This is a genomic window from Geoalkalibacter sp. (genome assembly GCF_030604225.1).
Classification (GTDB): Bacteria; Desulfobacterota; Desulfuromonadia; order Desulfuromonadales; family Geoalkalibacteraceae; genus Geoalkalibacter.
This window is the reverse complement of sequence record NZ_JAUVWH010000112.1, coordinates 1-10,800: the sequence shown is the minus strand read 5'-3', so window position 1 is coordinate 10,800 and position 10,800 is coordinate 1. Positions and strand designations below refer to the sequence as shown.

General features: G+C 63.5%; 15 protein-coding genes. All 15 read left to right on the top strand.

Going from position 1 to position 10,800, the window contains the following annotated elements; translation table 11 throughout:
- Positions 1 to 440: flagellar hook-length control protein FliK (locus QAT43_RS11790; protein WP_305043277.1), on the top strand; the 440-nt coding region annotated here is incomplete at its 5' end.
- A gap of 26 nt (positions 441 to 466) precedes the next feature.
- Positions 467 to 1,129, top strand: coding sequence for a flagellar hook assembly protein FlgD (locus tag QAT43_RS11785; protein WP_305043276.1), 663 nt, complete (start codon positions 467 to 469; stop codon positions 1,127 to 1,129).
- Positions 1,130 to 1,131: 2 nt separating this feature from the next.
- Entirely contained in the window at positions 1,132 to 1,524 is a 393-nt protein-coding gene (locus tag QAT43_RS11780; RefSeq protein WP_305043275.1) for a TIGR02530 family flagellar biosynthesis protein, read from the top strand.
- Between the two features lie 90 nt (positions 1,525 to 1,614).
- Entirely contained in the window at positions 1,615 to 2,880 is a 1,266-nt protein-coding gene (locus tag QAT43_RS11775; protein ID WP_305043274.1) for a flagellar hook protein FlgE, read from the top strand.
- A 338-nt stretch (positions 2,881 to 3,218) separates the two neighbouring features.
- Positions 3,219 to 3,995, top strand: coding sequence for a motility protein A (locus QAT43_RS11770; protein ID WP_305043273.1), 777 nt, complete (start codon positions 3,219 to 3,221; stop codon positions 3,993 to 3,995).
- 3 nt (positions 3,996 to 3,998) lie between these two features.
- Complete coding sequence (locus QAT43_RS11765) at positions 3,999 to 4,760, top strand: OmpA/MotB family protein (RefSeq protein WP_305043272.1); 762 nt, start codon at positions 3,999 to 4,001, stop codon at positions 4,758 to 4,760.
- A 165-nt stretch (positions 4,761 to 4,925) separates the two neighbouring features.
- Entirely contained in the window at positions 4,926 to 5,417 is a 492-nt protein-coding gene (locus QAT43_RS11760) for a flagellar basal body-associated FliL family protein (RefSeq protein ID WP_305043271.1), read from the top strand.
- 49 nt (positions 5,418 to 5,466) lie between these two features.
- Complete coding sequence (gene fliM / locus QAT43_RS11755; protein ID WP_305043270.1) at positions 5,467 to 6,453, top strand: flagellar motor switch protein FliM; 987 nt, start codon at positions 5,467 to 5,469, stop codon at positions 6,451 to 6,453.
- Positions 6,454 to 6,554: 101 nt separating this feature from the next.
- Complete coding sequence (gene fliN / locus QAT43_RS11750) at positions 6,555 to 6,872, top strand: flagellar motor switch protein FliN (RefSeq protein WP_305043269.1); 318 nt, start codon at positions 6,555 to 6,557, stop codon at positions 6,870 to 6,872.
- Between the two features lie 3 nt (positions 6,873 to 6,875).
- Positions 6,876 to 7,250, top strand: coding sequence for a flagellar biosynthetic protein FliO (gene fliO, locus QAT43_RS11745; RefSeq protein WP_305043268.1), 375 nt, complete (start codon positions 6,876 to 6,878; stop codon positions 7,248 to 7,250).
- Positions 7,247 to 7,984, top strand: a complete 738-nt coding sequence (fliP, locus tag QAT43_RS11740; RefSeq protein ID WP_305043267.1) for a flagellar type III secretion system pore protein FliP — start codon at positions 7,247 to 7,249, stop codon at positions 7,982 to 7,984. The genes fliO and fliP overlap by 4 nt, the downstream gene beginning before the upstream one ends.
- 10 nt (positions 7,985 to 7,994) lie before the next feature.
- On the top strand, positions 7,995 to 8,264 hold the full coding sequence (fliQ, locus tag QAT43_RS11735) for a flagellar biosynthesis protein FliQ (protein ID WP_305043266.1): 270 nt from the start codon (positions 7,995 to 7,997) through the stop codon (positions 8,262 to 8,264).
- 8 nt (positions 8,265 to 8,272) lie between these two features.
- Positions 8,273 to 9,049 (top strand): flagellar biosynthetic protein FliR, encoded by a 777-nt coding sequence (fliR, locus tag QAT43_RS11730; protein ID WP_305043265.1) that lies wholly within the window; start codon positions 8,273 to 8,275, stop codon positions 9,047 to 9,049.
- A gap of 15 nt (positions 9,050 to 9,064) precedes the next feature.
- A complete protein-coding gene (gene flhB, locus QAT43_RS11725) occupies positions 9,065 to 10,129 on the top strand; it encodes a flagellar biosynthesis protein FlhB (RefSeq protein ID WP_305043264.1) in 1,065 nt (354 codons plus the stop codon).
- Positions 10,130 to 10,182: 53 nt separating this feature from the next.
- A partial coding sequence (locus QAT43_RS11720) for an FHIPEP family type III secretion protein (RefSeq protein ID WP_442900253.1) occupies positions 10,183 to 10,800 on the top strand: 618 nt, incomplete at its 3' end.

The following is a 10,800-nucleotide window of genomic DNA, read 5'->3' as shown; positions in this document are numbered from 1 at the left end:
CCAACGGCACGCTGCTGCCCGACAACCAGCTGCTCAACCAGGTGGTCGAGCGCTTGAGCCTGCGCGGGCAAGGCGAGGGCAGCCGCATGACCCTGCGTCTGCATCCCGAGGAACTGGGCGAGCTGCGCATGGAACTGCTCATGGAGAAGGGCGTGCTCAAGGCCCAGATCCTGGCGCAGAACCCGCAAGTGCAGGAGGTGCTGGAGCGCAACCTGTACCGCCTGCGCGAGGCCCTGGAAGGCCAGGGGCTCAAGCTCGAAAGCTGCGAGGTCGGCCTCGACAACCGGCAGCAGGGCGAGGGGCGCGAATGGTTCGGCGCCCGTCAACAGCCCCAGCCGGCGGCGCCGCACCGTCTCGCGGCGCGCATCACCCCGGTGGATATCGCACCCCCGCGGCAAGCCGGACTCAACGGCGCGGGCGGCATCAGCCTGCGCATCTGAAGCAAGCAAGGAGGTAGTACACCCTCATGTCCGTGATCTCCGAAAGCACGGCCGCCGGTGGCGGCGTTTTGACAAAGAACCTCGGCAACGGGGCGGTGATGGGCAAGGACGATTTTTTGCGCCTGCTCGTCACCCAGCTACAGAACCAGGATCCCCTCAACCCCCAGGATCCCACGGAATTTACCGCCCAATTGGCGCAGTTCAGCTCCCTGGAGCAGCTCTTCGCCGTCAACGACAACCTCGGCCGCATGGCCCAAGGCTCCCTGGAAATGGAGCGCCTCTCGGCCCTCTCCATGATCGGTACCGAAGCGGTGTCGGGCAGCGGCGCCTTTTCCTTCAACGGCAACCCGGTGAATCTCGGCATTCAGCTCGACATTCCGGCCCATGAGGTGAGCCTGCACGTGCTCGATGCCAACGGCCGCAACCTGGCCAACATCCCGGTGGGCGCCGCGGGCGCCGGCGAGCACTTCGTCAGCTGGGACGGCACCGGCCTCAACGGCGACAAGCTGCCCCCCGGCAATTATCAGGTGGTGACCCGCGCCCTCAACGCCAGCGAGGAAATCGTGCCGTCCAAGGCCCTGGTCAAGAGCCGCATCACCGGGGTGGACATGGTCGGCGGCACCAACTGGCTGGTGTCCAACAGCGGCAACTTCCGCCTGCAGGACATCGTCAGCGTGCGGGATCTCTGACCATGAACGATAAATTCACCCTTTACAGCCCGCCGGTCTATCCGGTTTCGCCCCAGCCGCCGCCCGCCGCCCGCCGCGCGCCGGGCAAGCCCCTGGGACCGTCCTTCGACGAGGTGCTGCGCGGCCAACTCAAGGGCAAGCCCGAGCTGCAATTTTCCCGGCACGCCCTGGCGCGCATGGAAAGCCGCGGCATCAGCTTCGGCCCCGCCGAGCTGGGACGCATCGAAAGCGCGGTGCAGTCGGTGCAGGCCAAGGGCGGCCGCGACTCCCTGGTGCTGCTCGACGGCAACGCCCTGGTGGTCAGCGTCAAGAACGCCACCGTGGTCACCGTCGTCGACCAGGACAGCCTCAGGAACAACGTCTTCACCAACATCGACAGCGCGGTCATCGCGTAACACCTTAAACCAACCGAACCGGTCCTCGACGAGGAGGTTCGCGGGCCGCCGACCGACAGAGGCGGCCCCTCACCACGGAGGATAAAGCACATGGGTATTTCCAGCGCACTCTACACCGGCGTCTCCGGCCTTAACACCAACGGCAACGCCATGAGCGTCATCGGCAACAACATCGCCAACACCAACACCATCGGCTTCAAGTCGAGCCGCACCATCTTCTCCGACCTGCTCTCGGCCACCATCTCGGGCTCCGGCGGCGTCAGCCAGGTTGGTCGCGGCACCCAGCTCTCGGTGGTGGATAACATCTTCAGCCAGGGCACCTTCGAGAACACCGAGTCCAATACGGACCTGGCCATCGAGGGCGAGGGCTTCTTCATCGTCAAGCCCGTCGGCACCCAGCAGACCTACTACACCCGCGCCGGCGCCTTTCGCTTCAACGAATCCGGCTACCTGGTCAACCCCGAGGGGCTGCGCGTGCAGGGTAAGGCCTTCGAGGACGACGGCACCCTGTCCGTGGGCGACCCCAGCGACATCAAGGTCGATATCGGCACCCTGATTCCGGCGCGCTCGACGGCCAACATCAATCTGACCACCAACCTCGATTCCAACGCGGTGGCGGTTCCTGGCGGCTTCGACCCGGCCAATCCCACGGGCACCTCGAGCTACGCGACCTCGACGCGGGTTTTCGACTCCCTGGGCAATACCCATCTGCTCACCACCTATTTCACCAAGACCAATGCCAATGAATGGGATTGGACTTCGGTGGTCGATGGCGGTGAATTGGTGGGCGGTACCCCGGGAGTGCTGGAAATCGTCGGCAGCGGATCCCTGCAGTTCGACGTCAACGGCAACCTTACCGCCGGACAGAGCGGCGCCACCAATCCCGGCGCTCTCGCCTGGAACAACGGCTCGGACGTGCAGAACATCAGCCTGGCGTTCAACACCACACAATTCAGCAGCGACTCCATCGTCATCTCCCAGGGTCAGGACGGCTACGGCGCGGGCTCCCTGGTGCGCATCTCCATCGACGGCGACGGCATCGTCACCGCCAACTACTCCAACGGCGAGCGCATCAAGGTCAGCCAACTCGCCCTGGCCAAGTTCCCCAACACCGGCGGCCTGCTCAAGGAGGGCAGCAACCTCTACGCCGCCTCCGACGCCTCGGGCGATCCGCGCATCGGCGTGCCGAGCTCCGAGCTGGGCAAGATCTTCACCAACGCCCTGGAACAGTCCAACGTCGACCTCGCCCAGGAGTTCGTCAAGATGATCACCACCCAGCGCGGCTTCCAGGCCAACTCGCGCATCATCACCACCACCGATGAGCTGCTCGGCGAGCTGATCAACCTCAAGCGCTAAACGGGTCAAAAAGTTGACCGGAAAGGCCGTTCCGCAAGGGACGGCCTTTTTTTTGACGGCGGTGACGGTTTTGTAGGGGCGACCCGCTGGGTCGCCCTGGGCGAGGCAGCGCCTCGCCCCTACGAGGGCGGACGGCGGGTTTATGTAGGGGCGACCCGCTGGGTCGCCCTGGGCGAGGCGATGCCTCGCCCCTACGGGAACGGTTCGGGATGCGGGCGCGGGAACAATTCGCCGCTGCCTCCGCCGTCCTGGCATGGCATTTGCTCAACTAGGGGTTGCCGGCGACCGGGATCGTCGCTCGGCTTTTTGCGAACACCACCCAATCGAGGTTTCCCTGTATGGATCTCTCCACCATCCTCGGCATCGTCGCCGCCTTCGGCCTGATGCTCATGGCCATCACGGCCGGCAGCGGCATCACGATTTTCGTCGATTTCCCGTCCCTCACCGTGGTGGTCGGCGGCACCTTGGGGGCGACCCTGGTGCATTACCCCTTCCGCGAGGTGATGCGCGCCTTCGCCGTGCTCAAGAAGGCTTTCTTCCACAAGGACGAAAGCCCCACGGAGACCATCGAGGCGCTGATCCGCTACTCCAACAAGGCGCGCAAGGAAGGCATTCTCTCCCTGCAGTCGGTGGTTGCGGAGATCCGCGATCCCTTTTTCGTCAAGGGCGTGCAGATGGCGGTGGACGGCCAGGAGCCCGAGGCCATGAAGGAAATGCTCGACCGCGAGATCGAATACATCGTCGAGCGCCACAGCGAGGGCGCCGACATTTTTGTCGCCATGGGCGCCTACGCCCCGGCCATGGGCATGATCGGCACCCTTATCGGCCTGGTGCAGATGCTCCAGACCATGGAAGACCCCTCGACCATCGGCCCGGCCATGGCCATGGCCCTGCTCACCACTTTCTACGGCGCGGTCATGGCCAACATCCTCTTCATCCCCATGGCGGGCAAGCTCAAGAACCGCTCCCAGTCGGAAGTGCTCAAGAAGACCCTGATCTCCGAGGGCATGAAGTCGATTCTGGCCGGCGAGAACCCGCGCATCATGGAGCAGAAGCTGCACGCCTTCGTCGCGCCCAAGTTCCGCGAGAGCTTCTTCAACAAGAAAAAAGGCTAGGCCATGTCCGACAGCAACGGCGGAGCCAAGAAGAAAGCAAAGAAAGCCGCGCCCGGCGCGCCCCTGTGGATGGTGACCTACAGCGACATGGTGACGCTGCTGCTGACGTTTTTCGTCCTGCTGCTGTCCATGGCGCAGCTCGACCAGATGAAGTTCAAGGAAGTGGTGGGGTCCCTCAAGGGCGCCTTCGGCGTGCTGAGCAGTTCCAATCTGACCACCATCGACCGGCCGCGCATCGTCGAGTTCCTGCCCATCGAGGACGATTACACCCAGCGGCTCTACAAGCGGCTCATCGTGCAGTTGCAGCGCCTCAAACTCGATCGCGACATCACGTTGGTGCAGGATCGCGGCGCGGTGGTGTTGCGCGTCAATGACGCGGTGCTCTTCGAGGCGGGCCAGACCGAGGTGCGGCCCGAAGCCTACCCGGTGCTGCGCAAGGTGGCCGAGATGGTCAAGCCGCTGCCCTTCAACCTGCGTATCGAGGGGCACACGGACGACATTCCGGTGGCCCGCCAGGGCGTGACCAACTGGGATGTGTCGGTGATGCGCGCGGTGTCGGTGCTCAAGTTTTTCGGCAATGAAAAGCTGCTTCCCCTGGAGCGCCTTTCCGCGGTGGGCTACGGCGAGCAGCGGCCCCTGGCGCCCAATAACTCGCCGGAAAACCGCGCCGTCAACCGCCGCGTCGAATTCGTGCTGGAAAGTACCAGCTCCTCGCGTGAGGAACTGCCTTACCTCATCGACGCCCGTGATCAGATGCCGTTTTAGGGCAAAAGCCAAAAGCTGGGGACACGGATCAAATCTGATCAAGGCGGATTTTAACCAAGCATAAAATCAGGGTAACCGGGCAAATCCTTGGGCTGATCCGATTTCATCAGATTTGATCCGTGTGCCAAAAGTTTTAAGGTTTTTCATTATTTTTGGAGATTGACCATGGCAGAGAAGAAGAAGGACGAGCAGGAAGGCGGCAAGAAGGGCGGCGGCAAGCTGCCCCTGATCATCGCGGCGGTGGTGCTGTTGGCCGCGGGCGTGGGGGCGGCGGCCTATTTCCTGGGCGCCAAGGGTGCTCCGGGCGCGGTGGGCGCCGATGTGGCGCGCGCCTCCAGCATGCCGAGCGACGCCATCGGCCCCATGGTCGATGTCGAGCCATTCATCGTCAACATTCTCGACAACGACGGCACCCGCTATCTCAAGGCGGCCCTGACCCTGGAGGCCGAAACCCCCGCCGGCCGCCAGGAAATCATCGAGCGCATGCCGCAGATCCGCGACGCCATCCTGCTGGTGGCGGGCAACAAGACCTTCGACGAACTGCGCGATCTGCAAGGCAAGCTGCAGCTGCGCGCCGAGCTGCTCGGCCGGGTCAACGAAATCATGAAGCGCGATCGGATTCGGCGCATCTATTTCACCGAATTTGTCGTCCAGTAGGGGCGCACCGAGTGCGCCCCATGCCTTTACCGCCCACAGGGGGGATTGCTTGGAACGGATTCTGACCAAGGATGAAATCGCCGAACTGCTCTCCGCGGTGCAGGAGGGCGAGATCGAGCTTGAGGCCCTGGGCGACGACGAGTTCGTCGCGCCGGAGCGCGGCGGCGAGGCGACCCGCCTCGATCTGCTGCGCCTGCAGGACTCGGGGCGCTGGCGCTTTCAAAATCTCGACATCATCCTCGATGCCTTCGCCCGCAACTACGGCATGTCCCTGACCAATCGCCTGCAGTCCTCGGTGATGGTCAAGCGCAACGACATGGAGACCCGGGAGTTCGAGACGTTTCTCAGCGACCTGCCGAAAAACGGCCTCATCGGCATCGTGCGCCTGGACCCCCTCAAATCCGGGGGGCTGCTCATTTTCGACGATCAGCTGTCCTATTCCCTGCTGGAACTGTTGCTCGGCGGCACATCGCGGGGCAAGTTCACCATTTTCCAGCGGCCCATGACGGCCATCGAGGTCAACGTCATCAAGGGCATCATCGCCGCGGCCTGCCCGGACCTGAAAAAGGCCTTCGCGCCCCTGGAGACCCTGGAGTCGGCCCTGGTCAAGGTCGAGAACAACCCGCGTTTGGTGACCATCGTGCCGCCCGACGCCGCCATGCTCATCACCCGCTTCACCGTCACCGTGGACAACCTGCAGGGGCGGCTGACCCTGGCCATTCCCCACGCGTCCCTCGATCCCCTGCGGGAAAAGCTCAAGGAAGGAGTTCTGGGCGGCGGCGGGCGGCGCGAAACCCTGTGGTCGCGGCGCCTGCAGGAGGAAGTGTGCAACACCGAGGTGACCCTGGCCGCCGCCCTGGGCAAGGTCAGCCTGCGGGTGCGCGACATCCTCGATTTCCAGGTGGGCGACATCATCGACCTGGGCTGCGAACCGAGCGCGCCCCTGAGCCTGGTGGTCGAGGACCGCGCCAAGTTCCTGGCCCTGCCGGGCGTGAAAAACGGCAAGAAGGCCGTGCGCATCATCGGCGAGACTTAAAAAATTTAACCACGAATGCACACGAATGGATTGGTTTTTATTCGTGAAATTCGTGGAAAAAAGATTTTTTCGAATTCCCCTCATCGGCAGGAGTGAACACCATGGACAACAAGAACGGCAACGGCAAGGCAGCGGCGGCAAATGCCGAGGGCGCGGACATGCGCAACCTGGACTTTCTCCTCGACGTGCCCCTGCAGGTGACGGTGGAGGTCGGGCGCACCCGCATTCTCATCAAGGATCTGCTGCAGATGCGCGAGGGCTATGTGGTCGAGCTCGACAAGCTGGCCGGCGAGACCCTTGATGTCTATGTCAATCAGCGCCTCATCGCCCGCGGCGAGGCGGTGCTGGTCAACGACAAGTTCGGCCTGCGCCTGACCGATGTGGTCAGTCCCGCCGAGCGCCTGGAGAAGCTGGGCTGAGCGATGAGAGTCCTGTTCACGCTCCTTCTGCTGGCGGCGCCGCTGAACGCCTGGGCGCAAGCCGCGGCCGCCAGCCCCACGGCCACCCTGTTCAAGGCCCTGGCCGGCCTGCTGCTGGTGCTGGGCCTGGTGCTGCTGCTCTATGCCGTCTCCCGGCGCGGGTTGACGCTCATGCCGGGGCAGAAGAACGGCCGCATCAAGATCCTCGAATCCCGGGGCCTGGGCCCCAAGAAGGCCCTGTATCTGGTCGAGGTCGGCGGCCAGGAGCTGCTGCTGGGCGTGGGCGCCGAGCGCATCGAGGTGCTGACGCGCCTGGGACGCGGGCAGAGTCAGGCTTTTGACCAGACCCTGCGTTCGGAACTGGAGATCCGGCCATGACCAGGTTCATCGCCGCCTGCCTGATGGTGTTGTTGATTCCCGTGGCGGCGAGCGCCCAGGGCCTGCCGAGCATCAGCCTCGGCATCACCGAGGCCAACGGTCCCCAGGAGGTCGCCACCGCCCTGCAGGTGCTGTTCGTCTTCACCATCCTCTCGGTGGCCCCGGCGATCCTGCTCATGACCACCAGCTTCACGCGCATCGTCATTGTGCTGGGCTTCGTGCGCAACGCCATGGGCACCCAGCAGGCGCCGCCCAACCAGGTGGTGATCGGCCTGGCGCTGTTCCTGACCTTTTTCGTCATGGCGCCGGTGTTCACCGAGGTCAACGAAACGGCCGTGCAGCCCTACCTCAACCAGGAAATCGCCTTCAATCAGGCGCTGGACCGCGGCGTGCTGCCCCTGCGGGAATTCATGCTCAGCCAGACCAGCGAGAAGGATCTGGCCCTGATGATCGAGATTTCCAAAAGCCCGGCGCCCGACACCCGCGAGGATCTGTCCCTGGTGACGCTGATTCCGGCCTTCATGCTCTCCGAGCTCAAGCGCGCCTTTCAGATCGGCTTTCTCATCTACATTCCCTTTCTCGTCATCGACATGGTCATCGCCTCGGTGCTCATGGGCATGGGCATGATGATGCTGCCGCCGATCATCATCTCGCTGCCCTTCAAGCTGCTGCTGTTCGTGCTGGTGGACGGCTGGGAGCTGGTGATCGCCTCCCTGGTGAGAAGCTTCGGCTGAGGATGGACGCATGACTCCCGAATTCGTCGTGGATATCGGCCGCCAGGCCGTGGAGACGGTGCTCATGGTTGCCGCGCCGATGCTCATCGTGGCGCTGGTGACGGGCCTGACCATCAGCATCTTCCAGGCCGCCACCCAGATCAACGAACAGACCATGACCTTCATCCCCAAGATCGTCGCGGTGCTGGTGACCCTGCTGATCATGGCGCCGTGGATGATCAAGGTGCTGCTCGCCTTCACCACCCGCATCTATGAGAACATCAGCCTGGTCGGCGGCTGAGGGACGCCGTGGATCTGCTGCTGCCTTCCGTCGCGCACTTCCAGAGCTTTCTGGTGTGCTTCGCCCGGGTCGGCACCCTGATGGCGGTGCTGCCGGTGTTCGGCGGCGGTCAGGTGCCGGCGCGGGTGCGCATCGGCCTGGCGGTAACCATGTCCCTGGTGGTCTATCCCCTGGCGCAGCCCTACATTCCCCGGATTTCCTTTGAGATCGTCAGCCTCGCCCTGCTGGTGCTAAGCGAGGCCCTCATCGGCCTGCTGTTCGGCTTCATCGCGCAGTTCGTGTTCAGCGCCGTGGAGTTGGGCGGCACCGCCATCAGCTACAAGATGGGCTTTGCCGCGGCCAACGTCTTCGATCCCCAGACCCAGCGCCAGGTGTCGGTCATCCCCCAGTTCCAGAACATCCTGGCGATTCTCATTTTTCTTTCCCTCGACATGCATCACCTGTTTCTGCGCGTGCTCGCCGAATCCTACGCGGTGCTCGCGCCGGGCGACGCGGGCCTGTCCCAGGGGGCCCTGGGTTATGTGATCGGATTGTCGAGTTCCATCTTCGTGCTGGGCATCAAACTGGCCGCCCCGGTGCTGGCGGTGCTGATTCTCTCCAGCGTGGTTCTGGGCGTCATGGCGCGGGTGTTCCCGCAACTCAATGTGTTCTTTCTGTCCTTCCCCCTGAATATCGGCATCTCCCTCATCGTCATCGGCCTGACCATGAACCTGGTGGCGGCCATGCTGGTGCGCGAGTTCAACGGCTTGGGCGAGCATTTTCTCGCCGTGCTGCGCCTGTTGTGACGAGGAGTCGCGATTATGTCGGCTGACAGCGGTCAGGAAAAAACCGAACAAGCCACAGCCAAGCGGCGCGAGGATTTTCGCCAGAAGGGCCAGGTCGCCCAGAGCCGCGAGGTCAATACCGCCATTCTCATGACCGGCGCGGTGATCCTGTGGTTTTTCTACGCGCCGGTTTTTTGGCGCGGCATCAACGAGATTCTCGCCGCCATCTGGGGACGCTCGGCGGAGATGGCCGTCACCACCGCGACCGTACCGGGCCTGTTCAGCATGCTGATCGGCAAGGTCGGCCTGCTGCTGGCGCCGCTGCTGCTGCTCACCCTGGTGCTGGGCGTGGCCGCCTCCGTCGCGCAGATCGGCTGGCTGTTCACCACCAAGCCCATGGAGCCCGACTTCAGCAAGCTCAACCCCATCACCGGGATGAAGAAGTTCGTCTCCAAGCGCATGGTGGTGGAACTGGTCAAGTCCCTCATCAAGGTCGGAGTGGTGGGCTATGTGGCCTACCGCACCGTGGCCGGCGAATTCGAGAACGCCCTGTACCTGGTGGACATGGATCTGGTGGAAACGGTGCGCTATCTCGGCAAGGTGAGCTTTCTGATCCTGCTCAAGACCTGCGGCGTGCTCATGATTCTCGCCATCTTCGACTACGGCTTCACCCGTTGGGAGATGGAGGAGAAGATGAAGATGACCAAGCAGGAGACCAAGGAAGAGCACAAGCAGACCGAGGGCGATCCGCACATCAAGGCCAAGATCCGCGGGGTGCAGATGCAGATGGCGCGCAAGCGCATGATGGCCGAGGTGCCCAAGGCCGACGTGGTGGTCACCAACCCGACACACCTCTCCGTGGCCCTGGTCTACGAGCGCGGCAAGATGGACGCGCCGCGCGTGGTGGCCAAGGGCGCGGACCTGGTGGCCATGAAAATTCGCGAAATCGCCCGGGAAAACAACGTGCCCCTGGTGGAAAACGTGCCGGTGGCACGGGCCTTGTATCAGGTGGAGCTGGGGCAGGATATTCCCGAGGACATGTTCAAGGCCGTCGCGGAGATCCTCGCCTACGTCTACAGCCTTAAAGGACGGCAATCGTGATTCAAGATGCATTGAAGAATTTTCGCTATGAAACCCTGATCCGTACCGACGTCATGGTGGCGCTGGGGCTGGTGGCCATTTTGCTGGTCATGATCATCCCCCTGCCGACCATCCTGCTCGATCTGTTTCTGTCCCTCAACATCACCGTGGCCCTGCTGATCCTGGTGATCGGCCTCTACACCGTGCGGGCCCTGGATTTCGCCATCTTTCCGGCGATCCTGCTGGTCACCACCCTGTTTCGCCTGTCCCTCAACGTCGCCTCGACGCGCCTCATCCTGCTCAACGGCGACCAGGGCACCGATGCGGCGGGTACGGTGATCGCCTCCTTCGGCCAGTTCGTGGTGGGCGGCAACTACGTGGTCGGCATCGTCATCTTCACCATCCTGGTGGTGATCAACTTCATGGTCATCACCAAGGGCGCGGGCCGCGTCGCGGAAGTCGCGGCGCGCTTCACCCTCGATGCCATGCCCGGCAAGCAGATGGCCATCGACGCCGACCTCAACGCCGGACTGATCAGCGAGGACGAGGCGCGCACCCGGCGTCGGGAGATCGGTCAGGAAGCCGACTTCTACGGCGCCATGGACGGTGCCAGCAAGTTCGTGCGCGGCGACGCCATCGCCGGCATCATCATCACCCTCATCAACATCGGCGCGGGCTTCGTCATCGGCGTG